This is a genomic window from Streptomyces sp. NPDC005551 (genome assembly GCF_042871785.1).
GTDB lineage: Bacteria > Actinomycetota > Actinomycetes > Streptomycetales > Streptomycetaceae > Streptomyces.
This window is the reverse complement of record NZ_JBIAJE010000004.1, coordinates 460,814-486,587: the sequence shown is the minus strand read 5'-3', so window position 1 is coordinate 486,587 and position 25,774 is coordinate 460,814. Positions and strand designations below refer to the sequence as shown.

The 25,774-nt window shown below is 73.1% G+C and carries 21 protein-coding genes; 9 read left to right on the top strand and 12 right to left on the bottom strand.

What is annotated here, in order from left to right; all coding sequences use genetic code 11:
- The first annotated feature begins 168 nt into the window (after window positions 1–168).
- Together ACFYP4_RS14555 and ACFYP4_RS14550 are read left to right on the top strand one after the other, a co-directional pair.
- Window positions 169–579 (top strand): (2Fe-2S) ferredoxin domain-containing protein, encoded by a 411-nt coding sequence (locus ACFYP4_RS14555; protein ID WP_358852922.1) that lies wholly within the window; start codon window positions 169–171, stop codon window positions 577–579.
- A gap of 209 nt (window positions 580–788) precedes the next feature.
- Complete coding sequence (locus tag ACFYP4_RS14550) at window positions 789–2,849, top strand: NAD-binding protein (RefSeq protein ID WP_388785700.1); 2,061 nt, start codon at window positions 789–791, stop codon at window positions 2,847–2,849.
- Between the two features lie 161 nt (window positions 2,850–3,010).
- On the opposite strand, the gene ACFYP4_RS14545 is transcribed toward ACFYP4_RS14550, so the two are convergent.
- On the bottom strand, window positions 3,011–4,840 hold the full coding sequence (locus tag ACFYP4_RS14545) for a prolyl oligopeptidase family serine peptidase (RefSeq protein WP_388785490.1): 1,830 nt from the start codon (window positions 4,838–4,840) through the stop codon (window positions 3,011–3,013).
- 143 nt (window positions 4,841–4,983) lie between these two features.
- Here ACFYP4_RS14545 and ACFYP4_RS14540 point away from each other — a divergent pair, with 143 nt between their 5' ends.
- Entirely contained in the window at window positions 4,984–5,790 is an 807-nt protein-coding gene (locus ACFYP4_RS14540) for an SURF1 family protein (protein ID WP_388785488.1), read from the top strand.
- Here the strand turns inward: ACFYP4_RS14540 and ACFYP4_RS14535 are convergent.
- The 7 genes from ACFYP4_RS14535 to ACFYP4_RS14505 all read right to left on the bottom strand — a co-directional run bounded on the left by ACFYP4_RS14535 (window position 5,760) and on the right by ACFYP4_RS14505 (window position 12,259).
- The gene (locus ACFYP4_RS14535) at window positions 5,760–6,764 is read right to left on the bottom strand and encodes a hypothetical protein (protein ID WP_388785486.1); all 1,005 of its coding nucleotides are present in this window, start codon (window positions 6,762–6,764) and stop codon (window positions 5,760–5,762) included. The genes ACFYP4_RS14540 and ACFYP4_RS14535 overlap by 31 nt on opposite strands.
- A gap of 62 nt (window positions 6,765–6,826) precedes the next feature.
- Window positions 6,827–7,498 carry a SigE family RNA polymerase sigma factor gene (locus tag ACFYP4_RS14530; protein ID WP_358852926.1) on the bottom strand — a complete coding sequence of 224 codons (672 nt, stop codon included), beginning with the start codon at window positions 7,496–7,498 and terminating at the stop codon, window positions 6,827–6,829.
- A 380-nt stretch (window positions 7,499–7,878) separates the two neighbouring features.
- Window positions 7,879–8,955, bottom strand: coding sequence for an aspartate-semialdehyde dehydrogenase (locus ACFYP4_RS14525; protein WP_358852927.1), 1,077 nt, complete (start codon window positions 8,953–8,955; stop codon window positions 7,879–7,881).
- Complete coding sequence (locus ACFYP4_RS14520; RefSeq protein ID WP_358852928.1) at window positions 8,955–10,229, bottom strand: aspartate kinase; 1,275 nt, start codon at window positions 10,227–10,229, stop codon at window positions 8,955–8,957. The genes ACFYP4_RS14525 and ACFYP4_RS14520 overlap by 1 nt, the downstream gene beginning before the upstream one ends.
- Before the next feature lie 310 nt (window positions 10,230–10,539).
- Complete coding sequence (locus ACFYP4_RS14515; RefSeq protein ID WP_358852929.1) at window positions 10,540–11,199, bottom strand: DUF5063 domain-containing protein; 660 nt, start codon at window positions 11,197–11,199, stop codon at window positions 10,540–10,542.
- Complete coding sequence (gene recR, locus ACFYP4_RS14510; protein ID WP_356133870.1) at window positions 11,192–11,791, bottom strand: recombination mediator RecR; 600 nt, start codon at window positions 11,789–11,791, stop codon at window positions 11,192–11,194. The genes ACFYP4_RS14515 and recR overlap by 8 nt, the downstream gene beginning before the upstream one ends.
- Window positions 11,792–11,914: 123 nt before the next feature.
- Window positions 11,915–12,259 (bottom strand): YbaB/EbfC family nucleoid-associated protein, encoded by a 345-nt coding sequence (locus ACFYP4_RS14505; RefSeq protein WP_388785483.1) that lies wholly within the window; start codon window positions 12,257–12,259, stop codon window positions 11,915–11,917.
- A 268-nt stretch (window positions 12,260–12,527) separates the two neighbouring features.
- Between ACFYP4_RS14505 and ACFYP4_RS14500 the strand changes: the two genes are divergently transcribed.
- Window positions 12,528–13,271 (top strand): SLATT domain-containing protein, encoded by a 744-nt coding sequence (locus tag ACFYP4_RS14500; protein WP_388785481.1) that lies wholly within the window; start codon window positions 12,528–12,530, stop codon window positions 13,269–13,271.
- A 221-nt stretch (window positions 13,272–13,492) separates the two neighbouring features.
- Here the strand turns inward: ACFYP4_RS14500 and ACFYP4_RS14495 are convergent, their stop codons facing one another.
- Together ACFYP4_RS14495 and ACFYP4_RS14490 are read right to left on the bottom strand one after the other, a co-directional pair.
- The gene (locus tag ACFYP4_RS14495) at window positions 13,493–15,025 is read right to left on the bottom strand and encodes a substrate-binding domain-containing protein (protein ID WP_388785479.1); all 1,533 of its coding nucleotides are present in this window, start codon (window positions 15,023–15,025) and stop codon (window positions 13,493–13,495) included.
- Between the two features lie 155 nt (window positions 15,026–15,180).
- Complete coding sequence (locus ACFYP4_RS14490) at window positions 15,181–17,244, bottom strand: serine/threonine-protein kinase (RefSeq protein WP_388785477.1); 2,064 nt, start codon at window positions 17,242–17,244, stop codon at window positions 15,181–15,183.
- Between the two features lie 220 nt (window positions 17,245–17,464).
- Here ACFYP4_RS14490 and ACFYP4_RS14485 point away from each other — a divergent pair, with 220 nt between their 5' ends.
- The 4 genes from ACFYP4_RS14485 to ACFYP4_RS14470 all read left to right on the top strand — a co-directional run bounded on the left by ACFYP4_RS14485 (window position 17,465) and on the right by ACFYP4_RS14470 (window position 22,892).
- Entirely contained in the window at window positions 17,465–18,820 is a 1,356-nt protein-coding gene (locus tag ACFYP4_RS14485) for an aspartate aminotransferase family protein (RefSeq protein WP_388785474.1), read from the top strand.
- 144 nt (window positions 18,821–18,964) lie between these two features.
- Window positions 18,965–19,660: a GntR family transcriptional regulator gene (locus tag ACFYP4_RS14480; RefSeq protein ID WP_388785698.1), complete on the top strand. Its 696-nt coding sequence runs from the start codon at window positions 18,965–18,967 to the stop codon at window positions 19,658–19,660.
- On the top strand, window positions 19,657–22,140 hold the full coding sequence (locus tag ACFYP4_RS14475) for a dolichyl-phosphate beta-glucosyltransferase (protein WP_388785472.1): 2,484 nt from the start codon (window positions 19,657–19,659) through the stop codon (window positions 22,138–22,140). The genes ACFYP4_RS14480 and ACFYP4_RS14475 overlap by 4 nt, the downstream gene beginning before the upstream one ends.
- A gap of 101 nt (window positions 22,141–22,241) precedes the next feature.
- On the top strand, window positions 22,242–22,892 hold the full coding sequence (locus ACFYP4_RS14470) for a hypothetical protein (RefSeq protein WP_358854807.1): 651 nt from the start codon (window positions 22,242–22,244) through the stop codon (window positions 22,890–22,892).
- A gap of 12 nt (window positions 22,893–22,904) precedes the next feature.
- On the opposite strand, the gene ACFYP4_RS14465 is transcribed toward ACFYP4_RS14470, so the two are convergent.
- Together ACFYP4_RS14465 and ACFYP4_RS14460 are read right to left on the bottom strand one after the other, a co-directional pair.
- Complete coding sequence (locus ACFYP4_RS14465) at window positions 22,905–23,195, bottom strand: hypothetical protein (RefSeq protein WP_388785469.1); 291 nt, start codon at window positions 23,193–23,195, stop codon at window positions 22,905–22,907.
- Window positions 23,196–23,320: 125 nt separating this feature from the next.
- On the bottom strand, window positions 23,321–24,604 hold the full coding sequence (locus ACFYP4_RS14460; RefSeq protein WP_358854805.1) for an adenylosuccinate synthase: 1,284 nt from the start codon (window positions 24,602–24,604) through the stop codon (window positions 23,321–23,323).
- Between the two features lie 201 nt (window positions 24,605–24,805).
- On the opposite strand from ACFYP4_RS14460, the gene ACFYP4_RS14455 reads away from it, so the two are divergent.
- Entirely contained in the window at window positions 24,806–25,651 is an 846-nt protein-coding gene (locus tag ACFYP4_RS14455) for a diacylglycerol kinase (RefSeq protein WP_388785466.1), read from the top strand.
- Window positions 25,652–25,774 lie beyond the last annotated feature (123 nt).

Here is a 25,774-nt window from a genome sequence, read left to right as displayed (position 1 = left end):
CCGCCCTCCTCGCAGCGGCCCCGTGGGACGCTCCCCGCGGTGGTCTCGTACGGTGACGTCGGTGACGCCCCACCCTCGTGCCCGGCCGGGCCCGTGGTGTCGCCCGGTGTTCTTCGCGAAAGGTCTTTCACGGTGACAGTCAACGCCCCACGCCAGAGGGTCCGTTCGGTGGCTGTCGGTGCCGCCGGGGGTCGGCCCTGCACGCTGGTCGTGTGCCGGGGGTGCTGCTGCGGCAACCCGCGCAAGTATCCGGGCACCGACCACGAATGGCAGTTGGAGCGGCTGCGGGCCGGGGCCGAGGCGTCGGGCGGGCGGTTCGCCGTGCGCACGACGGACTGTCTCGGGCCCTGCGACCAGGCCAACGTGATCGTGGTGCAGCCCTCCGCCGCGGGGCGGCAGCGCGGCGGCCGGGCGACCTGGGTCGGCTTCGCCATGGACGACGACTGCACGGAGGAGCTGATCGGCTGGGCCGCGGCCGGGGGCCCCGGCGTCGCCGCCCCGCCGACGGCGCTGGAGCTGCAGTTCGTACGGCCGCCGGGCGAGACCCGCGGCCGCTCCCGTTCACGCTCCCGCCGCTGATCCGCAGGGACAACGGCACCCGCTACGACCGCTTCCTGTGCCCGGCACCCGCGCCGGACGGCAACATCGGCCAGTACAGCGGCACTTGTCCCGACGGCTGACCGCCGGCGGCGGCCCGCCGGTGTGGAACCGGTGGTGCTCGTGCGGCAGTCTTCTCCTGTGTGGGGAGCCTTCCGAGTCAGAGCGAGCCGCCCGAGACCGTCGCGCACATGGTGGTGTGCGGCGACGACGGTCTCGCGCACCGGCTGGCCGCCGAGCTGCGGGGTGTGTACGGCGAGCGGGTGACCCTCGTCGTGCCGCCCGCGGCCCGGCGTGTGCAGCCGCCCGTGGTGGGCCGGACCCGGGCGCCGGGCCTCTTCGACCGGGTGTCCGCCGCCGTCACCCGGGCTGCGGGCAACGGCGACGCGGCGGGCGCCCGTACGACCGGGAGCCGGGACGCGGGTAGCGCCCGTACGACCGGGAGCCGGGACGCGGGTAGCGGCCGTACGACGGCGGACGGGGACGCGGGCCCGGCTCACGCGGCGGGACTCCGGGGTTCCGGAGCCGCCCGGAGCGCCGAACCCCCGGGCGCCGAACGGGTGCTGGAGGCCGCCGAGGCCACCGAAACCGTGCTCGCCGAGGCGGGGGTGGAGCGGGCCGCCGCGCTGGCGCTGGTGTACGACGACGACGAGACGAACATCCGGGCCGCGCTGACCGCCCGTCGCCTCAACCCCCGGCTGCGGCTGGTGCTGCGGCTCTACAACCGGCGGCTGGGCCAGCACATCGAGGCGCTGCTCGACCAGGCCGCCACGCTGGCCGCGGCGGGCGCCGACGAAAGCGCCGGCGGGTTCGACGGCTTCGACGCGTCCACCACCGTCCTGTCCGACGCCGACACGGCCGCGCCCGCCCTCGCCGCGACCGCCGTGGCCGGCACCAGCAAGGTCGTCCAGACGGACGGGCTGCTGCTGCGGGCAGCCGAGCGCCCGCCGCCGGGGCCGGGGCAGGTCGCCGACCCCGGCCTGTGCACGCTGGCGCTGCTGTCCGCGACGACCAGCGATCCGGCCGGCGCCGACGGCTCCGAGAGCAGCGGCGACGAGGGACCCCGGCTGCTGCCCGACCAGGGAGCGGTGGCCGCGGCGACCGGGCGCGGCACCATCGTGCTGGAGACGGTGTCGTACTCCGGGCCACCGCTGCCCCCGGGACGCAGCGTCGTGCCGTTCGCCTCGCTGCTGTCACGCCGGCTGCGATGGTCGTTCGTGGGTCTGGTCGCCTGCGTGGTCGCGCTGGCGGTGGCGTCGATGGCGGTCACCGGAGAGAAACCGCTGCACGCCACCTACCTGACCCTGCTCGACCTCTTCGCGATCAACGACCCGGCGATCGGCAAGCCTCTCGGCCGGCAGCTGCTGCAACTCCTGTCCGGACTCGTCGGGCTGCTGCTCCTCCCGGTGCTGCTCGCCGCGGTGCTGGAGGCGCTCGGCACCTTCCGCAGCGCGTCCGCGGTGCGCCGGCCGCCGCGGGGGCTGTCCGGGCACGTGGTGCTGCTCGGGCTCGGCAAGATCGGCACGCGGGTGCTGACCCGGCTCCGGGAGCTGCACATCCCGGTGGTGTGCGTCGAGTCCGACCCGGAGGCACGGGGGCTCGCGACCGCACGGCGGCTGCGGGTGCCGGTGGTGCTCGGTGATGTCACGCAGGAGGGCGTCCTGGAGGCCGCGAAGATCCATCGGGCGCACGCGCTGCTGGCGCTGAGCAGCGCGGACACCACGAACCTCGAAGCGGCCCTGTACGCCCGGTCGTTGCGCCCCGATCTGCGCGTCGTGCTGCGTCTGTACGACGACGACTTCGCGACCGCCGTGTACCGGACCCTGCGGGCCGCGCACCCGGGGGCGCTCACCCGCAGCCGCAGCGTCTCGCATCTCGCGGCGCCCGCGTTCGCCGGGGCGATGATGGGGCGGCAGATCCTCGGGGCGATTCCGGTCGAGCGCCGGGTGCTGCTGTTCGCCGCCGTGAGCGTGGGCGGGCATCCGCAGCTGGCGGGGCGGACGGTGGGCGAGGCGTTCCGGGCGGGCGCGTGGCGGGTGCTCGCGCTGGACACGGCGACGCCGGGGGAACGCCGGGGCGGCCCGGCGGCCTCCCCCGGTGGCTCCGCCCGCGGCGAGCGCCCCTCGGGGCTCGTCTGGGACCTGCCGTCCACGTACGTCCTGCGCCCCGAGGACCGGGTGGTGCTGGCGGCCACCCGGCGCGGCCTCGCGGAACTGCTCGGGCGCGGCCCGCGGGATCGATCGGGGACCTGACCGGCTGCTGACCGGCTCCCCGCCGGCAGCGGCCCCGTCGGCAGCGGCCCCGCCGTCGGCTGTCCCACCGGCACCGGCGGCTGTCCCACCGGCGGCTGTCCCCGCGCGCAGACGAGTCGGACCGGGGCCGGTCGACCCCGAGGCCCCCCCGTCGCGAAGTCCTACCCCCCGAGGTGCCGCCGCGCGAAGTCCAGTTCCAGTCTCACCTGCTTGATGCGCTCGTCCACCACGAGCGACCCGTGGCCCGCGTCGTAGCGGTAGACCTCGTGGACGGCGTCGCGGGCGGCGAGGCGCTCGACGTAGTTGTCGACCTGGCGGATGGGGCAGCGCGGGTCGTTGACCCCGGCGGAGATGTAGACGGGGGCCTTCACCGCGTCGACGTACGTCAGCGGGGAGGAGGCCTCGAAGCGCTCGGGGACCTCCTCGGGGGTGCCGCCGAGCAGCGTGCGGTCCATCGCCTTCAGGGCCTCCATCTCGTCGTGGTAGGCCGTCACGTAGTCGGCGACGGGGACGGCGGCGATGCCGAGGGTCCACGCGTCCGGCTGCGTGCCGAGGCCGAGCAGTGTGAGGTAGCCGCCCCAGGAACCGCCGGTGAGGACGAGGCGGGAGGGGTCCGCGAGGCCGGACGTCACCGCCCACTCGCGGACGGCGGCGATGTCCTCCAGCTCGATCAGACCGACGCGCTGCTTGAGCGCGTCCGTCCACGCCCGGCCGTACCCCGTGGAGCCCCGGTAGTTGACCCGGACCACCGCGTACCCGTGGTCCACCCAGGCTGCCGGGCCGGCCGCGAAGGAGTCGCTGTCGTGCCAGGTCGGGCCGCCGTGGATGTCGAAGACGGTGGGCAGGGGGCCGGTCGTCCCCGCCGGCCTCTGCACCAGGGCGTGGATGCGTCCGCCGGGGCCGTCCACCCAGACGTCCTCCACGGGCACGGATCCCGGGGACTTCATGCCGGGCGGGTCCAGGACGACGTCACCGGTGGTCGAGCGCACCGCCGACGGCTCGGCCGCCGACGACCACAGATACTCCACGGTGCCGTCGGGGCGGGCGGTCGCACCCGACACCGTGCCCGGCGGCGAGGGCACCCGGGTCAGCTCGCGGCTCACCAGGTCGTACCGGAAGAGCTCGCTGCGGGCTTCGAAGCTGTGCCAGACGAGGAGCGCGGACCCGTCGGGACACCACTCGGCGCCGACGTCACCGGGCAGGTCCAGGGCCAGGTCGGTCTGCTCGCCGGTCGTCACGTCCCACACCAGCGGCTCCCAGCGACCGCGCCGCTGGTGCCCGATGAGCAGCCGCGCGTCCCCGTCGACCGGGGCGAAGCCGAGCACCTCGAGGCCGAGCTCGACGGTGCCGCCCTCGGTGTCGTCGAGCTCGGCGACCGGGGATCCGTCGGGCCGCAGCACGCGCAGCGCGGAATGCATCGCGTCGCCGTGCTCGGTGTGCTCGACGGCGATCAGGGAACCGTCGTGGGAGAGGTCGCCGACTCCGGCGGACTCGCGGTGCCGGTAGATCTCCAGGGTGGCCTCGCCGGTCCTGGCGAGGTGGATCGTGGAGCCGTCCTCGTCGGTGGAGCGGCCCACGACCGCCGTACGCCCGTCCCTGCCGAGGGCCAGGCCCGACGGGTAGGACGGCTCGAGGCCGGGGACGGCGACTTCGTCGGGGCCGCCGCCGAAGGGCTGGCGCCGCCAGACGCCGAACTCGTCGCCGTCCTTGTCGTCGAACCACCAGATCCACTCGCCGTCCGGGGAGAGCACGCCGTCCGTCGTGCCGTTCGGCCGGTCGGTGACCTGGCGCTGCTCTCCCGTCCCCCGGTCCCACGCGTACAGCTCGTAGGTCCCCGTCGCGTTCGAGACGAACAGCGCGCGGTGCGGGGCGTCCTCCGCCCAGTCCGGCAGGGACACCCGCGGTGCCCGGAAGCGCTTCTCCCAGGCGGGCATCTCCACGCCGGCCTGCGTGGACCCCTGCTCCTGCGTGGTCCCGTTGGTCTCAGTCATGGCCCCATAGTGCCTGGCCCGTCCGACAACCCGCCGGGGAGTCCCCCAGCCTGTGGAAAACTCCCGCCACGGCCGGGACGGTGAGAGGGAAGGCACCCACCCCGCGGCCCGCCTCCGCGCCGCGGCCCCGTACCGTTGACGGCGTGTACCGGTTTCTGCTGACGCCCCGCTGGTGGGGGATCAACGTCTTCGTGCTGTTGGCCATCCCCTTCTGCGTCTTCATGGGGTCGTGGCAGCTGGGCCGGTTCGAGGACCGGGTGCAGGACCACCGGACGGCGACCGAGCAGGCCGCGTCCGCCGAGAAACAGCCGGCCCGCCCCCTGGACGAGCTGCTGCCCGTGGACCGCGGCACGTCCGGCGCCCGGGCCACCGCCACCGGCCGGTACGGCAGGCAGCTGCTGGTGCCCGGCCGTGAACTGGACGGCAGGCACGGTTACTACGTGCTGACGCTGCTGCGGACCGACGGCGGCAGGGCGCTGCCCGTGGTCCGGGGCTGGCTGCCCGGCGAGGCGGACCCGGCGAAGGTCCCGGCCGCGCCCGCCGGCGAGGTCACCGTGACCGGCGCCCTCCAGGCGTCCGAGAGCCCCGGGGCGAACGGCGTCGGCGGCGGTCTGCCCGCCGGCCAGACCGGCGCGATCAGCACCGCGTCGCTGGTGAACCTCGTGCCGTACGACGTGTACGACGCCTGGATCACCCTCGACCGCGCGGACGGCGGGATGCGGGCGGTGCCCGCGACCGCGCCCGAGGGCACGGGCCTGGACCTGAAGGCGTTCCAGAACCTCGGCTACACCGGCGAGTGGTTCGTCTTCGCGGGCTTCGTCGTCTTCATGTGGTTCCGGCTGCTGCGCCGTGAGGCGGAGTTCGCCCGGGACGCGGCGCTGGGCCTGGTCCCGGACGAGGAGTCCGCCGGGCGGAACGCTCAGGAACCGGCGAGCAGCCCCGTCCAGTAGACCGTCCCCGCGCAGGCGTCGGGCACCACGGTCGACGCCGAGGGAGCCCCGGCGGCCGCCGTGTGTGACACCACGACCTTGCCGTCGACGGTGTCCTCCCTGACCATCTGCGTCGAGACACCGGAGTCGGTGGAGGTGCCGCCGCCGCTGTCCGCCGTACCGCCCGAGGGCGTCGGGTCCGGCGAGGGGTCGCCGCCGACGGGAGGACACGCCTGCGAGGGCACCCAGGCGAACTTCACCACGTAGGAGCCGCCCGGCCGGAGCACCAGGGTGGCGGCCTCCTGGGACGGGTCGGGCAGGGCAGGGGCCCCGTCACCCGCCGCGTGCCGCAGTGCCGTGGTCCTCGACGGGTCCGCGGCACCCGTCGCGGTGGCGCCCACACTGCCGGGGCCGGTCACGGTGCAGTCGGTGCCGGAGATGTTGGAGACGGAGAAGCTGCCGTAGACCGCGCCGGCCGCGTCCGGGGTGCCCGCCGAAGCCGTGGCGCCGCCGAGCTGCGCGACCGTGCAGGGCGCGGCACCCGCCGCCGAGGCGGTCGGGGCGGCGCCGCCGGTGACGCCGCTGCCGGCGCCCCTGCCCTTGTCCCGCTTGCCCTTTTCCTTCGTGCCCTTGTCCTTGGACTTGCCGGAGGGGCCGCTCGTGCCGCCGCCGCGGCCGTCCTCGCCCTTGCCTTCGCTCTGCCCGCCCTGCGTCGCGTGGCTGTTGCCCACGACGGAGGGGTGGGCGTCCGAGCCTGTCGCGTTCGAGACGTGGACCAGGGCAGGGACGGCGGTGCCGATGAAGAGCGCGGCGGCCGCCATGCCGACCATGGCCTGGCGCTTGCGGGCGCGCCGGGCCGGCACCGCCCGGCGCAGGTGGTCCAGGGTGCCGTCGGCCGGTTCGATCTCCTCGACGGCGCTGTGCAGCAGTGTGCGCAGCGCCAGTTCGTCGGAGCCGAGCCCTTCGGGGCCCTGTTCTTCGGGGCCGTGAGTCACAGTTCCGTTCCCAGCGTGCGATTGCGTGTGATCGTGCTCGGGGCGCCGCTCGTGGTGGTCGCTCATGCCGGTGCCGCCTCCATGGCGACGCGCAGCGCCGCGATGCCGCGCGAGCCGTACGCCTTGACGGACCCGAGCGATATCCCCAGGGTGTCGGCGACCTGGGCCTCGGTCATGTCCGCGAAGTAGCGCAGCACCAGCACCTCGCGCTGCCTGCGCTGGAGGCCCTTCATCGCCTTGATCAGGGCGTCCCGCTCCAGTAGGTCGTACGCGCCCTCCTCGGCGCTCGCCATGTCCGGCATGGGCTTGGAGAGCAGCTTCAGGCCGAGGATGCGCCGGCGCAGCGCGGACCGGGAGAGGTTCACGACGGTCTGCCGAAGGTAGGCGAGCGTCTTCTCGGGGTCCCGGACGCGTTTGCGTGCCGAGTGCACCCGGATGAAGGCCTCCTGGACGACGTCCTCGCAGGAGGCGGTGTCGTCGAGCAGAAGTGCCGCCAGACCGAGGAGCGAGCGGTAGTGCGCGCGGTAGGTCTCGGTCAGGTGGTCGACGGTGGTGCCCGCCGCCGTGGTGTCCTCGGCGCCGTCGCGCTGGTTCGGTATGCGGGCCTGCCGCGTCGCGGGCATGGGGGCGATCACCGGCATGCCGCCGGGCGTGCCGGGGCTGCGGGGTCGGCGGGGTGGACGCAGGGCGGTGCCCCTCGTCTGTACCGCGGTGAAATCGAGTACCTCTGCCACGCCAGTTGGACACGTCTGCCCCCGTGAGGGTTGTACGCGTCAGGCATCGCATTTGCGTCAGGCACCCCGTTTGACATGGTGTCAAATGCCCTCATGCGTACCAGCTCTTCCCTTGTGCCCCGTGTGCCGTGAAGTTCGGACGCGCCGAAGTGCGTCCGCAAAGACGCTCCCCGCCCTCCGCGCGGTTGCGGAGAACGGGGGGAAGAATCTTCGGACGCCCGGCCGGTCCGTTTCAAGTGGTCCGGACCATGTGCCGAGCCACAGTTCCGGCACGATCTGCACAGATCCTACAAACGAACGCGTCGCCGGCCGATGGGATTTCCGGCTCCGGGGCGCCCGGTGCGTCAGTCCTGCGGGCCGGCGGGTCCGGGGCGGGGGACCTACGCGCCGGTGATCTCCGCCGCCACCAGCTCCGCGATCTGCGCCGTGTTCAGGGCGGCGCCCTTGCGGAGGTTGTCGCCGCAGACGAACAGTTCGAGCGCCGTGGGGTCGTCGAGCGACCGGCGCACCCGTCCCACCCAGGTCGGGTCGGTGCCCACCACATCGGCGGGGGTGGGGAACTCGCCGGCGGCCGGGTTGTCGAAGAGGACGACCCCGGGTGCGGTGGCGAGGATCTCACGGGCCTTGTCGACGGTGACCTCGCCCTCGAAGCGGGCGTGGACGGTCAGCGAGTGCGTGGTCACGACGGGGACGCGTACGCACGTCACGGCGACCTTCAGCGACGGCAGGCCGAGGATCTTGCGGGACTCGTCGCGGACCTTCATCTCCTCGGAGGACCAGCCGTCGTCCGCCAGGGACCCGGCCCACGGCACCACGTTGAGCGCCACCGGCTCCGGGAACGGCCCGGTGTTGTCCCCCACGGCACGCCGTACGTCACCGGGCTTGGTCCCCAGGTCCGTGCCCGCGACGAGTGCGAGCTGCTGCCGGAGCGTGTCGATCCCGGACCGTCCGGCGCCGCTCACCGCCTGGTAGCTGGAGACGACCAGCTCGCGCAGGCCGAACTCGGCGTGCAGCGCGCCCAGCGCGACGATCATGGAGAGGGTCGTGCAGTTCGGGTTGGCGATGATCCCGCGGGGCCGCAGCCGGACCGTGTGCGCGTTGACCTCGGGCACGACGAGGGGCACGTCGGGGTCCATCCGGAAGGCGGCGGAGTTGTCGACCACGATCACGCCCTTGGCGGCGGCGACCGGCGCCCACTGGGCCGCCACCTCGTCGGGCACGTCGAACATGGCGACGGCGACGCCGTCGAAGGCGGCCTCGGTGAGCGCCACGACCTCGACCTCCTCGCCGCGCACGGTCAGCTTGCGGCCGGCCGAGCGTGGCGAGGCGATCAGGCGGATCTCGCCCCAGATGTCCGCGTGCTGGGACAGGATCTGGAGCATGACGGTGCCGACGGAGCCGGTCGCTCCCACGACCGCGAGCGTCGGCCGCCCGCTCCGCGACCCGGACGGGGACATCAGCGGCCCGTGCCTCCGTAGACGACGGCCTCGTCGCTGTCGGAGTCGAGACCGAAGGCGGTGTGCACGGCGCGCACGGCCTCGTTCACGTCGTCGGCGCGGGTGACCACGGAGATGCGGATCTCGGACGTCGAGATCAGCTCGATGTTCACCCCGGCGTCGCTGAGTGCCTCGAAGAAGCCGGCCGTGACGCCCGGGTTCGTCTTCATGCCGGCGCCGACCAGCGAGATCTTGCCGATCTGGTCGTCGTAGCGCAGCGAGTCGAAGCCGATCTTGTCCTTCGCCTTCTCCAGCGCGTCGATGGCCTTGCGGCCCTCGGTCTTGGGGAGGGTGAAGGAGATGTCCGTCAGGCCCGTGGCGGCGGCGGACACGTTCTGCACGACCATGTCGATGTTGATCTCGGCGTCGGCGATGGCGCGGAAGATCGAGGCGGCCTCGCCGGGCTTGTCCGGGACGCCGACGACCGTGACCTTGGCCTCGGAGGTGTCGTGAGCGACACCGGAGATGATGGCCTGCTCCACCTTCTGGTCCCCTTGCTTCGGCTCGTTGCTGACCCAGGTGCCCTGCAGTCCGCTGAAGGACGAGCGCACGTGGATCGGGATGTTGTAGCGGCGGGCGTACTCCACGCAGCGGTGGAGCAGCACCTTAGAGCCGGAGGCGGCGAGCTCCAGCATGTCCTCGAAGGAGATCCAGTCGATCTTCTTCGCCTTCTTCACCACGCGCGGGTCGGCGGTGAAGACGCCGTCCACGTCGGTGTAGATCTCGCAGACCTCGGCGTCGAGCGCCGCGGCGAGGGCGACGGCGGTCGTGTCGGAGCCGCCGCGTCCGAGGGTGGTGATGTCCTTCTTGTCCTGCGAGACGCCCTGGAACCCGGCGACGATGGCGATGTTGCCCTCGTCGAGCGCCGTCCTGATCCGGCCCGGCGTGACGTCGATGATCCGCGCTTTGTTGTGGACCGAGTCGGTGATGACACCCGCCTGGCTGCCCGTGAACGACTGGGCGCTGTGGCCCAGGTTTTTGATCGCCATCGCCAGCAGGGCCATGGAGATCCGCTCCCCGGCGGTCAGCAGCATGTCGAACTCTCGTCCGCTGGGCATCGGAGATACCTGCTCGGCGAGATCGATCAGCTCGTCCGTCGTGTCGCCCATCGCGGAAACGACCACGACCACCTGGTGGCCGTTCTTCTTCGCTTCCACGATCCGCTTGGCGACGCGCTTGATGCCCTCGGCATCGGCTACGGAGGAGCCTCCGTACTTCTGCACGACAAGGCCCACGTGCGCTCCTCGCTCAATCCGTCTCTGCACCGCACAACTGCGGTCGGCTCAGTCTATCGAGCGGCCGGAATTCCCCTCCTCGGTATCGCATGGTGAGATGTCCCGCTCACCACATGATCACCGGGCCGGTCTCCCGGCCGCTCCAGGACGGCACCTGCCCGATGCCGGCGCGGGTCACTCGCAAAGTGCGCCGTGTCACAGGGGGGCGGTGCGGGGCGGAGCGGGCCCGCGGGGGCGGTGCGGGCCGGCCGGACCGGCGGGCCGCCGGCGGGGGCCTGGCAGCCCCGTGGGCGGCGCCAGGCCCGGGCCGTCACTTGAGCTCGCGCAGCCCCAGCGGTCCGCCGATCTCCTCGGCCATGACCCGGCCGGCCTCCTCGGCGAGGGCGTCCTCGCTGAGGTCCTGGTCGGTGTCGAGGCCGTCCAGCCCCTGGAGGGGCTGGTTCAGCCGCACGTGCGCCACCAGCGACTGGAGGGCGCGCAGCGCCGCCGACGCGGTGGAACCCCAGTTGGAGAAGTACGAGAACTGCCACCACCAGAGCGCCTCGGTGGTACGGCCCGCGCGGTAGTGGGCCATGCCGTGCCGGAGGTCCGCCATGACGTCGACCAGGTCGTCGGAGATGCGCGCCGGGACCGGGGCCTTGCGGGGCTCGTACGGGTCGAAGACCTCGGAGTAGACGTCGACCGGGTCGAGCATGGCCGCGAGGCGCAGGCGCAGGTCGTCCACGTCGGGCTCCGGGCCCATGTCCGGCTCGTAGCGCTCGTCGGGGAGAATGTCCTCGTGCGCGCCGAGGCGGCCGCCGGCCAGCAGCAGCTGGGAGACCTCCAGCAGGAGGAAGGGCACGGCCGAGTCCGGCTCGTCGCCCTTGGCGACCTCGGTCACGGCGACCAGGAAGCTCTCGATCTGGTCCGCGATCTGGACCGCGAAGTCACCTGGATCGGGAGTCGTCGCATGCAGCATGGCGTCAGACATCTAGGAGTCGTCTCCCCTCGAAGGCGCGGCCGAGTGTGACCTCGTCCGCGTATTCCAGGTCGCCGCCCACAGGGAGGCCGCTGGCCAGGCGGGTGACCTTGAGGCCCATGGGCTTGATCATGCGGGCGAGATACGTGGCCGTGGCCTCGCCCTCCAGGTTCGGGTCCGTGGCGAGGATCAGCTCGGTGACCGTGCCGTCGGCCAGCCGCGCCAGCAGCTCCCTTATCCGCAGGTCGTCCGGGCCGACGCCCTCGATGGGGCTGATCGCGCCGCCCAGGACGTGGTACTTGCCCCGGAACTCACGCGTCCGCTCGACCGCGACGACGTCCTTCGGCTCCTCGACCACGCAGATGACCGAGAGGTCGCGGCGCGGGTCGCGGCAGATGTTGCACAGCTCCTCCTGCGCGACGTTGCCGCAGGTGGCGCAGAAGCGGACCTTCGCCTTGACCTCCATGAGGCACTGCGCGAGCCGGCGGACGTCGGTCGGCTCCGCCTGCAGGATGTGGAAGGCGATCCGCTGCGCGCTCTTGGGACCGACGCCGGGCAGCCGCCCGAGCTCGTCGATGAGGTCCTGGACCACGCCTTCGTACAACGGACTGCCTTTCCTGTGCTTCGTCGGTACGCATCAGTGTCCTGGTACGTACGGTAGTTGGCCGCCGCCGGTCTCCGAAAGGCGGGCCGGGCCCCGGTACGGCGGGCCCGGCCTCGCCGCCCCTCAGAAGGGCAGACCGGGGATGCCGCTGTCGCCGCCGAGCCCCTGGGTGAGCGGGCCCAGCTTCTGCTGCTGGAGCGTCGACGCGTTCTCGTTGGCCGCGTGGACGGCCGCGACGACCAGGTCGGCGAGGGTCTCCGTGTCCTCCGGGTCCACGGCCTTCGGGTCGATCCTCAGCGCCCTGAGCTCGCCGGAGCCCGTCACGGTCGCCTTCACCAGGCCGCCGCCCGCCTGGCCTTCGACCTCGGTGCGCGCCAGTTCCTCCTGCGCGGTCGCGAGGTCCTGCTGCATCTTCTGGGCCTGCTGGAGCAGCTGCTGCATATTGGGCTGGCCACCACCGGGAATCACGATCAGCTCCTGGTTTCGTACGGCTGTATGGGCGAGGGTTTCCCGCTGGCACGAGCCTACGTGGTCGGGGGGTCGGCCGCCCAAGCACTCTTTCGGGTGAGGCGGCCGGGAATCCTATACCTGATCAAGGCCCACTTCCGGGCGGAACAGCCCTGAAACCCGGTCCGTCGCCACCCATTGGGCGGTAGGAAAGGGTCCGGCGCTCCAGCATCAGCCGTCACAGGCCTTCGAGCAGCCGTCACGCAACGTCATCAGTAGGGAGTGCCGGGTGAGCCAGCCGGAGATGCCGCCCGAGGGGCCGCCCCGGGACGGAGGGGGCGAGGACGCCGCGGGTCCCCGGCCGGGCGACCTCGGCGGACGGGCGTTTCCGCTCGGCGACTGGGGAGAGCCCGCGGAGCGTCTCCACGAGCTGTATCTGTGGGTCGAGCGGGGCGCGCTGGACACGGCGTCCTGGTATCTCGCGGACCGCGTGTGGAAGCGGCGCGGGGCGCGGGCGCTGCGGACCGGGGCGGCGGCGGGCGCGGTGACCGGCGCGGCGCTGCCGCTGCTCGACCTCACCAGGGTGGTGGGCGGGGTCGCCGCCTGGGGGTATCCGGCGCTGCTCCTCGCGGTCGCGTGCGTGGCCGGCGACCGGTTCTTCGGGTTCACGTCCGGCTGGATGAGGGACGTGGCGACGGCGCAGGCCGTACTGCGCCGACTGCAGGTGCTCCAGTTCGACTGGGCGTCCGAGAGCGTGCGCGAGGTGCTCGGGCCCACCGAGGGGACGGCCGGGGAGGCGGCGGAGCGGTGCCTCGGGGTGCTGCGGCGGTTCTCCGAGGACGTGACCGAGCTGGTCCGGACGGAGACCGCGGACTGGATGGTGGAGTTCCGCACGGGGGCGTCGGCACCGCTGGGGATGCAGGCGTCCGTGGCCGGGGCGCCCCGGGTGGACGGGACCCCGCAGAACCGGTTCCCGCTGCCGCCGGGCGTCCGGCCGAACATGCCGAGGCAACGCCCGCCGGAGCCCCGGTGACCTCCGCGGGAGCGGCGGCGCCATTCCGGGGTGACCCTTCGGGGTGACCCTTCGGGGCGCGCCCGGCGGTGTGACCCTCCGGGGCGACGCCGGGTACGGCACGGGCGCGGGAGCCGGCTCGCCCGCGAGGGCGGCACGCGGCAGACGCCGCGGGCCTGGGAGCCACCCCCGCCCGGGAGCCGCGCACGCGGTCGGCGAGGGGGGAACGCCCCTCGCGCCTGTCACCCCTCGCCGCAGATCCGCAGCCCCACCGGGGTCCCGCACGGCAGGTGGCCGTGGGTGCGGACGACGTCCTGGCCGGCGCCTCGGCTCACGTAGGCCAGGAAGCTGGAGGCGAGGGAGGCGGCGGGCGGGCGGCCGTAGGTGTAGGCGTACTCGATCTCGCGGTACGGGTAGTCGCCGGTGCCCTGCTCCAGCTCCTCGACGGACGGGTCGTGGCCGTCGAGGGCGAGGCGGTGCAGGCCGGCGAAGCCGGTGGCGAGGGTCAGCTCGCTGTAACCGATCGCGCCGGGCAGCCGGGCGACCGTGTCCAGCACCTGTTCGGTGGAGTCGAGCTCACAGCGCACCACCGGGGCCTCGGCGTCGTCCTTGTGGACGCAGTCCAGCGAGGAGTTGGCGATCTCGCCGCGCCCCAGCACCCGCCGCTGGAAGACCTGCCGGGTACCGGAGTTGGCGTCACGGCTGACCAGGACGACCGGACGGTCCGGGCCGCCGAGCTGCTTCCAGTTCCCGATCTCCCCGCGGTGGACACGGCGTACGTCGGTACGTGACAGGCTCTTCAGCGGGATGTCCTCGTTCACGACCAGCGTGAACACGGACACCGCGAGGCGGCTCTCCCGCAGCTGGGGAAGCCCGTCCGGCTTGCGCCCGTCCGAGAGGGCGATCACGGCCGGTGAGCCGCCGTCGGACGCGGTGCCGGCGGCCTGGAGTTCGCGCACTCCCGCGGTGCTGCCGTGTGCGTCGACGGTGATGAGCGACCCCGCGCAGTCCTTCTCGTACTTGTCGGCCAGCTCCCGCATGACGGGGGCGAAGGCGGTCGATCCGGTCACCGTCAGCGTGCCCCGCGCACAGCCGATCGGCGGCGGGGTGTCGTCCCGGACGACGACGATGGCCGCGAGCGTGACGACGCACACCGTGAGCAGGACGGTGATCAGCCGGGCCGCGCGGCTGAACAGCGGCGGCTGGTCGTCCGGGGTCGTACTGCGGTTGGGGCTCACCACGCCGTCCCGGATCCCGCCGATGAGCCGTACGGGCCGCCCGACGTCACCGCCCGACAGCAGCACCAGCAGTTTGTAGTGCTCGCCCCGGTTGAGCGGGACGCGCGGGATGCGCAGGGTGCCGTCCTCGTAGCCGAGACCGGCGGCGGCGCTGAAGTGGTCCATCAGGTGCTCGGTGCCGGGCGGCTGCGTCACGGAGACGCCCCGGATCGTGCGGTCGGTGAACACCGCGGTGAGACCGTGCCGTTCGCGGCCCGTGTAGTCGTCGCCCGCGATGCTCCGGGAGCCGTCGTTCTCGATCCGCAGCAGGACGAGGGTCGCGCCGGCCATGCTCGGCACCTCGTCGAACAGCCCGAGCCGTACGTTCGCGATCCCCGACCGCACGTCGACGCCGATGGGGTTGTCCATCTGGACCCGGTAGCCGACCCGCTTGCTCCGCGGCACCCGGCGCTCGTACCAGACCATCCCCGCCGACGCCGCGATGCCGACCACCGCGGTCGCGATCGCCACCACGTTCTCCGCGCTCAGCCACTCCATCCGGCACTCCCCCGGGCCGCGCGGGCCCCGAGCCGCGCGGTGCCGTCACGGTACGGCCCGGAGGGGGAACGGCCGGGATACGGCAGATGAAGTTCGCCGCCGGTTCGGTGCCCGCATGCCCCGAACGGCCGTGCGCGCAGCCGCCGTTCGGCCGCTCAGCCGCCCTTCGTGTACGTCAGCTCCTGGCCCGACTCCGTGATCACGCGGCGCAGGCGGCCGTCCGGCAGGAGGGTGACCTCGGAGCTGCCCCCGGGGGAGCACGAGGAGGCCGGTTCGCCGACGACCACCTCGGACGGGCCTATCTCCAGGGGCCCGTCGGCGGTCGGGGTCTTCGCCAGCTCGGCACGGAACACGCAGTGGTAGGTGCCGCCGCCGGCCGGGCCGTCGGCGGTGAGCGAGAGGACGGTGTCGCCCGCCTTGCCCTGCCGGATCACCAGACGCCGGGTGTTGTGGCCCGTCGCGTTGTCGATGCTGCCGTTCCAGGTGCCGAGGTACTTCTCCGGGATCCCGCCGTCCTTCGGCGCCTCGGAGGTGGGTGACCCGGACACGGAGGGGGACGGCCGCGACGGGTCCGGGCCGGGTGTCGTGGGCCCGCCGGTGACCGGCGTCGGACCTTTGCCGTCGTCGTCGGTGCCGTCCTTCATCAGCGCGTACACGGAACCGCCCGCGCCGAGCGCGACCACCAGGGCGACCGCGACGAGGGCCGCGGTGGAACGGCCGCCCCGGCGCGCGGGCTCCTGCTGCGGCGGGACGGCGCCGGGGCCGTAGGGCGGGGTCGGGCCCGGTCCGTACGACGGGGCCGGGGCCGGGGCCGGGGCCGGACCGTATCCGGCGGGCGGCCCGGCGCCCCAGCCGTTCTGCGGGTAGCCGTACGCCGCGGGCTGCGGGTGCTGCTGGGGATGGCCGTAACCGGGCGGGGCGGCCGGCGGGGGTGCCAGGCCCGGCCCGGAGACCATCGTGGGGAGGTGGTTGACCGGGGCCGGGGTCCCGGGCTTGGGCGGGGTGGCGCCGCCGGGGGGCTCGGCGGCGGAGCCGTGCTCGGGCGGCGCCTGCGTCGCGGCGGGGGGCGCCTCCGGAGCCGGCGGTGCCTGCGGAGCGGGGCGCTTGACGAGGTCGGGGGAGTCCGGGGCCGGGGTGGCACGGGGGTCCCCGGCCGGTGCGCCCGCGCCGGGGGCCGCGGGCGCACCGGCATCAGGGGCACCCGACGCGGCGGCTCCCGCCGAGGCGGCACCCGCGGGAGCGGCACCCGCGGGGGCGGCGGCCTGGACGCCCGGCCGGGACGCCCCGGCCGCCGGCTCGTCCGGGTTCTCCGTGTCGAGCAACTGCACGGCGTGCCGCCCGAGTTGGGCGACCAGCGTGCCCGGCAGCCACGGGTCGCGGGCCCGTCCGTCGACGACGGTGTCCTCCGCCCCCGTGCGCTCCAGGATCCGGTCGAGGGTGGGGCGCGCCGCCGGGTCCTTGCGCAGGCAGTCGCGGACGAGTTCCGCCAGGGCCTCCGGCACGCCCGTCAGGTCGGGCTCCTCCTGCGCGATGCGGAACATCAGGGCGTGCACGCCGCTGTCGGAGCTGCCGAAGGGCTGGGCGCCGGTCGCCGCGTACGCGAGGACGGACCCGAGGCAGAAGATGTCGCACGCCGGGGTGATCCGGTCGCCGCGGACCTGTTCGGGCGCCATGAACCCGGGGGATCCGACGAGCGCGCCGGTCCGGGTGAGCCCGCCGTCGGTGACGGTCTCCAGGGCTCGGGCGATCCCGAAGTCGATGACCCGCGGCCCGTCGATCGTGACGAGCACGTTGGACGGCTTGAGGTCCCGGTGGATCAGCCCGGCCGCGTGGATGTCCCGCAGCGCCGACGCGAGCCCGGCGGCGAGGATCCGCACCGACCGCTCGGGCAGGGGACCGTGGTCCTGTCCCACCACCGTCTGCAGGGAGGGCCCCGCGACGTACCCCGTGGCGACCCACGGAATGGCGGCCTCGGTGTCCGCGTCGAGCACCGGCGCCGTCCAGTACCCGCCGACGCGACCCGCGGCCTGCACCTCCTGCCGGAAGCGGGCCCGGAACTCCTCCTGCTCGGCGAGTTCCCGGCGGACCAGCTTCACGGCGACCGTGCGTCCCCGGCCCGAGCGGGCCAGATACACCTGCCCCATCCCGCCGGCCCCGAGCCGCGCGAGCAGCCGGTAGCCCCCGATCCTCTGCGGCTCCCCTGCCCCCAGCTTCTCCATCGTTGCGCCGCCTTCCCCCGTACGTGAGCAACAGCCCGAGGATAGTGCGCCGCCACGGGGCGGTGGGCGGGGCGGTCTCTACGGTTCCGTAACAGCGGGCGCCGCCCCCGGTGCCGCCGGCCGGGCGGGCCCGTACGCCCGACAACCTGTCGCGGAAAGTCCCCGACCGCAGACAGGACGCCGATGTCGGGTACGCACCCCGGGCATCTACCCTCGCGGCATGACCCCTCAGCCCAACCCCCAGGCCGGCGCCGCCGTGAAGGCCGCGGACCGCGCGCACGTCTTCCACTCCTGGTCCGCGCAGGAGCTCATCGACCCGCTCGCCGTCGCCGGCGCGGAGGGGTCGTACTTCTGGGACTACGACGGCAAGCGGTATCTGGACTTCACCAGCGGGCTCGTCTTCACCAACATCGGCTACCAGCACCCCAAGGTCGTCGCCGCGATCCAGGAACAGGCCGCGACCCTGTCCACGTTCGCGCCCGCCTTCGCCGTCGAGGCCCGGTCGGAGGCCGCGCGGCTCATAGCCGAGCGGACCCCCGGCGACCTGGACAAGATCTTCTTCACCAACGGCGGGGCCGAGGCCGTCGAGAACGCGACGCGCATGGCCCGGCTGCACACCGGCCGCCCGAAGGTGCTGTCCGCCTACCGCTCGTACCACGGCGCCACCTCCACCGCGATCAACCTCACCGGTGACCCGCGCCGCTGGCCCAACGACCTCGGCGCCGCCGGAGTCGTCCACTTCTGGGCGCCCTTCCTCTACCGCTCCCCCTTCCACTCCGACAGCGAGCGGCAGGAGTGCGAGCGGGCACTCCAGCACCTGGAGGACACCATCGCCTTCGAGGGACCGGCGACCGTCGCGGCCGTCATCCTCGAGACCGTCCCGGGGACCGCGGGCATCATGACCCCGCCGCCCGGCTACCTCGCCGGAGTCCGCGAGATCTGCGACCGGTACGGCATCGTCCTCGTCCTCGACGAGGTCATGGCCGGGTTCGGGCGCACGGGCGCCTGGTTCGCCGCGGACCACTACGGCGTGACGCCGGACCTGCTGACCTTCGCCAAGGGTGTGAACTCCGGCTATGTGCCGCTGGGCGGTGTCGCCATCTCGGGCGCGATCGCCGAGACCTTCGCCCGCCGCCCCTACCCCGGCGGCCTCACCTACTCCGGGCACCCGCTGGCCTGCGCCGCCGCCGTCGCCACCATCAACGTGATGGAGGAGGAGGACATCGTCGGGCAGGCCGCCAGGACCGGCGAGAACCTGATCGGTCCCGCCCTGCGCGAGCTCGCCGGGCGGCACCCGAGCATCGGCGAGGTCCGCGGCACCGGCGTGTTCTGGGCGCTGGAGCTCGTCCGGAACCGGGAGACCCGCGAACCGCTGGTGCCGTACAACGCGGCCGGGGAGGCCAACGCGCCGATGGCGGCGTTCGGGGCGGCGGCGAAGGCCCACGGACTGTGGCCCTTCATCAACATGAACCGGACCCATGTCGTGCCGCCGTGCAACATCAGCGAGGCGGAGCTGAAGGAGGGCCTCGCGGCGCTGGACGCGGCGCTGTCCGTGGCGGACGAGCACACCGTGTGACATCCCACCCGCACCGCCCGGGGAAGGACGAGGCTGTCCGGACGGACTCTCCTGGGCCCGCGACCCCACCGCGTAAGGTGACGTGCTCGTAGACGCAGACGAGCGACGACCACGTACCCGTACGCGATGGGGGAGCCAGACACCATGCCCGGCACCGGCGGCAGCGGCGCCGTAACCCGTAGCACCCTGCGGCAGCAGATCGCGGACGCCCTCCGCGACGAGGTGCTGGCCGGCCGGCTCCAGGCGGGGCAGGAGTTCACGGTGAAGGAGATCGCCGACCAGTACGGCGTCTCCGCGACCCCCGTCCGCGAGGCCCTCGTCGACCTGTCGGCGCAGGGTCTCCTGGACGCGGCACAGCACCGCGGCTTCCGCGTCCACGCGTACACCCTGGACGACCACCGGGGCATGATCGAGGCCCGGAGCATGATCACGGACGGCATGTTCCGGAGCCTGGCCGACGGCTCCGCGGTCTCCACCGACCAGCCCCGCGCCCTCGCCGCGCTCGCCGGTGTGCGCCGCCGCGGCGAGGAGGCGGCGCGGGCGGCCTTGGCCGGCGACCTGAACATCCTGATCGGCTACGACCTGCGCTTCTGGCGCGAACTGAGCGGACTGTTCGGCAACGCCTACCTCGCCGACTTCCTGCACCGCATGCGCGTCCAGTCCTGGGTCTGCACGGTGCAGCACCTGCGCCGGGTGACCGACCTCAAAGGGCACCTGTGGTCGGGACACACGGAACTCGTGGACGCGCTGACACGCCGCGAACCCGAGCAGGCGCACGCCCTCGTCACCGCGTACAACGCGCACTCCCTCGCCGTCGTCGAGCGGCTGGCCGCCGGATGAGCGCGCCGCAGTGCACCGACGTCGTGCAGGACAAGCCGGCCGTGGACGTGGACCTGACGGTCGTCGTCCCCGCCTACAACGAGGAACGGCGGCTCGGGCCGACGCTGGACGCGATCGTCACGCACCTGACCGAGAACGAGGGCCGCTTCGGGCAGTGGGAGCTGATCGTCGCCGACGACGGCTCCACGGACGGGACCGAGGCCGTCGCCGCCGAGGCCGGTGCCCGCGACCCCCGGGTCCGGTTCGTCACCAGCCCCCGCAACCGCGGCAAGGGCCACGCGCTGCGCCTCGGGGTCGCCGCGTCCCGCGGCCGGCGCGTGCTGGTCACCGACGCCGACCTGGCGGCCCCGATCGAGGAGCTGGAGCACCTCGACAAGGCGCTCGCCGACGGCCGGGCCGCGGCGATCGGCTCGCGGGCCACGCCGGGCGCGTCGATAGAGGCGCACCAGCACCGGCTGCGGGAGCTGCTCGGCCGGGCCGGGAACCTCCTGATACGCAGGGTCGCGGTGCCCGGCATACGCGACACCCAGTGCGGCTTCAAGCTCTTCGACGGCGACCGCGCCCGCGAGGCGTTCGCCGCCTCCCGGCTCAACGGCTGGGGCATAGACGTCGAGATACTCCAGCACTTCCGCCGCTCCGGCTGGCCGGTGGCCGAGGTCCCGGTGCGCTGGGCGCACCAGTCCGGCTCGAAGGTACGGCCCCTCGACTACGGCCGGGTCCTCACCGAACTCTCCCTCCTCAAACTCCGCTCCGCCCGCCCCGCGGACCTGCTGGCCGCCGCCCTCTTCCTCCTCATGTCGGTCGCCCTGTACTCCGGCCGCTGGGTGAACCCCGACGACCGGTACCTCGTCGACTCGCTCCAGGACCAGAACCAGTGGGAGTGGTTCTTCGCCGTCACCGCCGACAGCGTCCGCCACCTGCACAACCCGCTCTTCACGACCTACCAGGGCTTCCCGGACGGCGTGAACCTGATGGCCAACACGGTCATGCTGGGCCTGTCGGTGCCGTTCACGCCCGTCACCCTGCTCCTCGGCCCGGCGGTCGCCCTCAACCTGGTGATGACACTCGGCCTGGCCGCCACGGCCGCCGCCTGGTACTGGCTGATCGTCAAGCGGGTCGTACGGCAGCGGGGCGCGGCCTTCCTGGGCGCCGCGCTCGCCGCCTTCGCCCCGCCGATGGTCAGCCACGCCAACGCGCACCCCAACTTCGTGATCCTGCTGATGATCCCGCTGATCATCGACCGGGCCCTGCGGCTGTGCGCGGGCACCCGGGTGGTCCGCGACGGAGTCGTCCTCGGGCTGATGGCGACGTACCAGATCTTCCTCGGCGAGGAACCGCTGCTGCTCGCGTCGATGGGCATGGCCCTGTTCGCGCTCGCCTACGCGGCCGTCCGCCGGGACGTCGCCAGGGCGTCCTGGCGCCCGCTGCTCAAGGGCCTGGGCGTGGGGGCGGCCGTCTGCCTGCCGCTGATCGCCTTCCCGCTGTACTGGCAGTTCGCCGGGCCGCAGAGCTACAAGAGCGTGCTGCACGGCGACAACGCGGGCAACAGCCCCCTCGCGCTGCTGTCCTTCGCCGAGCGCTCGCTGGTCGCCGGGAACGCGGAGACCGCGGGCGCGCTGTCCCTGAACCCCACCGAGCAGAACGCCTTCTACGGCTGGCCGCTGGCCGCGCTCGCCTTCGCGGTCGTCGTACGGCTGTGGGACCGGGCGCTCGTCAAGGCGCTCGCCTTCACCGTGCTGGCGGCGGCGGCGCTGTCGCTGGGCCCGCGGTTCCGCATCCCGCTGACCGACGTGGTCCTGCCCGGGCCCTGGGCGGCGCTGGCCGGCAAGCCGCTCTTCGAGTCGGTCATCGAGGGGCGGGTGGCGATGGTCTGCGCGCCCGCGCTGGGCATGCTGGTGGCGCTCGCGTTCGACCGGCTCGTGCGCACCCGCGCCCTCGCCACCCAGTACCTGGGGATGGTGGCGCTCGCCGCGGCGCTGCTCCCCCTCGTCCCGGCGCCGCTGAAGTCGGTGGACCGCGCGGACGTCCCCGCGTTCGTCGCGGACGGCACCTGGAAGTCGTACGTCGGAGAGGGCGAGTCCCTCGTACCGGTGCCACTGCCCGACCCGGTCAACGCGGACGCGCTGCACTGGCAGACCACCGCGGATCTCGGTTTCCGGCTGCCCGGGGGCTACTTCAACGGGCCCTTCGGCGAGGAGCGCGTCGGCATCTACGGCGCCGCGCCCCGCTACACGTCCAACCTGCTGCGGGAGATCGCCAACTCGGGCGCCGTCCCGGAGATCGGCGAGAACTGGCGGGCGCAGGCGCGCTACGACCTCGCGTACTGGAGGGCGGGGGTGCTGGTGCTGGCGCCGCAGCCCCGCCAGGACGCGCTGCGGGAGGCCGTCGACAAGCTGGTGGGGCACCCGGGCACCTTCGTGGACGGGGCCTGGGTGTGGGACCTGGACGGCTCCGGGGGCTTCCACCGGCGAACGGAATGAGCCCAAGTCGCGCGCACCGGGAGTCACCCGGGCGCCGCGCGCATTACGCTTCCCTGTCATCGTCGTACCGCTGTAGCGCAAAGAACCAGAGGAGCTGTCTGTTGGCCTGTGACCTGTGGCTGGTCCCGCTCGTCGACGTGTTGTGCCACACCCCCGACAACCCCTTCGCCGAGGAGCTCGCGCTCTACGACAAGGTGCTCGGCGAGGCGAAGCTCCCGCCGGTTCCGGTCTACGCGTACATGCCCGGGCTGACCGGTGAGGTCGCCCCGGTCGCGGGCTTCGACTACGACGCGCTGCATTTCCTGCGGCGGGCGTACCTGCTGCAGATGTGCGGCCTCGCGGTGACCCCGGTGGACGAACTGGGCGGGGACTACGAGCAGCTCCTAGAGATGTTCGAGACGAACGCCCAGCAGTCCCACCTGGTGTGGCACTACGACCACGCGGGCGCGTACGTGCCGGTCGACTTCCCGCACCCCCTGTCCAGCGACGAACTCCTCGCCGGCGGCGGCCCGCTCGGTTCGTCCCACGGCCTGCTGCGGGAGCTGGAGTTCGTCGGGCCGTCCATCGGCATCGATCCCGGCAACCCGCCCCTGGCGCCGGAACCGCCGCACGCGCCGACGGAGTTGGAGGAGCCGGCCGCGCCCGCGCCCTACGACGCGAGCCCGTTCGCCCGGGAACGGCACGTGTGGCTCGGGCTGCACGCGGCGGCCACGCGCAGTCTCGCCCAGGGATCGATGATCATCTTCAGCTGAGGGCGGCCCGGTTCAGTGGAGCTGGGAGAGCCCCTTGTGAAGGTCGTCCGCGTTCATGACGGGGAAGATCTCCACCTTGGCGTTGAGCTGCGTGAAGAACGTCTCACTGACCGGCGGCAGCTGGGAGCTGTCCGTCATGTCGAAGACGAGGTAGCAGGTCCGGCAGCCGCCCTCGGGACCGAAGTACGCGGCCTCCGGCCGAAGGTGCTCCATCGTCTCCTGGAGCAGCTGCGGCATCTTGCCGCTCGTCAGGGCCTCGTTGGCCTTGTCCGTGTCCATGGTGGCCTTGAGCATCACGCGCATCGCACTCACCTTCTCCTGGCTGACGCACGCACTCCTACACCGTTCAGCGTATGCCCGGTCCGCTCTGTGTGCCCCTGCGGAAAAGGGCGCCCCGAGGGGCGCCCTTCCCGTGGTCCCGAGGCCGGTCAGACGAACGAGTTGATCTCGATCGTCTCGTCCCGGCCCGGGCCGACGCCGATCGCGGAGATCGGGGCGCCGGACATGTCCTCCAGCGCCTTCACGTACGCCTGGGCGTTCTTCGGCAGGTCCGCGAAGGTCTTGGCCTTCGTGATGTCCTCGGACCAGCCGGGCAGGGTCTCGTAGATCGGCTTCGCGTGGTGGAAGTCGGTCTGCGAGTACGGCAGTTCCTCGACGCGCCTGCCGTCGATCTCGTAGGCCACGCAGACCGGGATCTCCTCCCAGCCGGTCAGCACGTCCAGCTTGGTGAGGAAGAAGTCCGTCAGGCCGTTGACCCGGGTCGCGTACCGGGCGATGACCGCGTCGAACCAGCCGCAGCGCCGGTCTCGGCCGGTGGTGACACCCCGCTCGCCGCCGATGCGGCGCAGTGCCTCGCCGTCCTCGTCGAAGAGCTCGGTGGGGAACGGCCCCGAGCCGACCCGGGTCGTGTACGCCTTCAGGATGCCGATGACCCGGCTGATCTTCGTGGGTCCGACGCCCGCGCCGGTGCAGGCACCGCCGGCGGTCGGGTTGCTGGACGTCACGAAGGGGTACGTGCCGTGGTCGATGTCCAGGAGCGTGCCCTGGCCGCCCTCGAAGAGCACGACCTTGTCCTGCTCCAGGGCCTGGTTCAGGACCAGGACGGTGTCGGCGACGTACGGCTTGAGCCGGTCCGCGTAGCCCAGCAGCTCCTCGACGACCTGGCCGGCCTCGATGGCGCGGCGGTTGTAGAGCTTGGTGAGCAGCTGGTTCTTGACCTCGAGGGCCGCTTCGACCTTCTGCGTCAGGATCGACTCGTCGTACAGGTCCTGGATGCGGATGCCGACGCGGTTGATCTTGTCCGCGTAGGTCGGGCCGATCCCACGACCGGTGGTGCCGATCTTGCGCTTGCCGAGGAAGCGCTCGGTCACCTTGTCCACGGTGACGTTGTACGGCGTGATGATGTGAGCGTTGCCGCTGATCAGGAGCCTGGAGGTGTCGACACCGCGCTCGTTGAGTCCGTTCAGCTCGGAGAACAGGACCGAGGGGTCGACGACGACTCCGTTGCCGATCACCGGCGTGCACTCAGGCGTGAGGATTCCGGAAGGGAGGAGGTGGAGGGCGTACTTCTGATCGCCCACGACTACCGTATGGCCGGCGTTGTTGCCGCCCTGATAGCGCACCACGTAGTCCACGGATCCACCGAGCAGGTCGGTGGCCTTTCCCTTGCCTTCGTCACCCCACTGAGCACCGAGCAGCACAAGTGCGGGCACAGGCGTACACCCCTTCCGGGCGGGGCATGTCCAAGGTCGAGGACGTACGCTGCTGTCTTTGCTGTACGGCTGCGTACGCCGGCGACCACCTTTGGCCGCGACCGTCGGACCGGATGCCCCGGAATAGACGAAGCCCCTGGCGCAATAGCGCAAGGGGCTCTTGCACAAAGATGCTACCCGAGGAAGCGAGGCAGGACCGAGGTGGCGGCTTCCGACCAGCTCCTTGTGGTCATCGACGCGGTCGCCCGTCGCACCGACGGGGAGTCGGTACGGATCGCGAAAGACGTGCTCAGCGCGGGTGCGGCCACGAAAGTGTGCCTTCCGGACGGGCCCGAGGAATTCGCCCGGGCGCTGGCCCGGAGGGGGTCCCGGCGGCCGGTCGTCATAGGCGACGACCGCGCTCTGCTGCGTGCCGTGTCCCATTTGCACCGGCAGCGGGAGCTCGCGGCGTGCCCGCTGTCGCTGGTGCCGGTGGGCGGGGCGCTCTCGCTCGCGCGTGGCCTCGGGGTGCCCACGGGCGCCGTGGCGGCGGCCCGGGCCGTGCTGGACGGCACCGTACGCCGTCTCGACCTGCTGGTGGACGACAGCGACGGCGTGGTGATCGGCGGGCTGCGGATCCCCTCCCTGCCGTTCGCCGTCGGCTCGGCCGCCGCGGACTCCTCCCCCGCCGACGCCTCGGCCCGGCCGTGGCTGCGGACCTGCCAGTCCCTCGTCCGGACGCTGGCGACGCGGCCCTCGCGGGTGGCGTCGCCGACGGGGCACGGTCCCACCCGGCTGCGGATCGAGGTGGACGGCGAGACGCTCGTCGATCTCCACCAGCCGGTGGAGGCGGTGTCGGTGACGCCCTGTGCCGGCGGGAGCGCCGAGGTGGAGGTGCGGCGGCTGTCGGTGGGCGCGGAGGCCTCGCCGCTGCGGGCGGTCGGGCGGCGCGTGACGGTGTCCGGGGCGGACTTCCGCTACCGCGCCGACTCGGTCATCACGGGCCCGGTGCGGACCCGCACGTGGACCGTCCGCGAGAACGCGTGGGGCCTGACGCTCCCGGGGTGAGCGGGGCCGCCGGTACTCCTGGGGCTCCTGGGGCTCCTGGGGCTCCTGGGGCTCCTGGGGCTCCTGGGGCTCCTGGGGCTCCTGGGGCTCCTGGGGCTCCTGGGGCTCCGCCTCCGGAGCCCG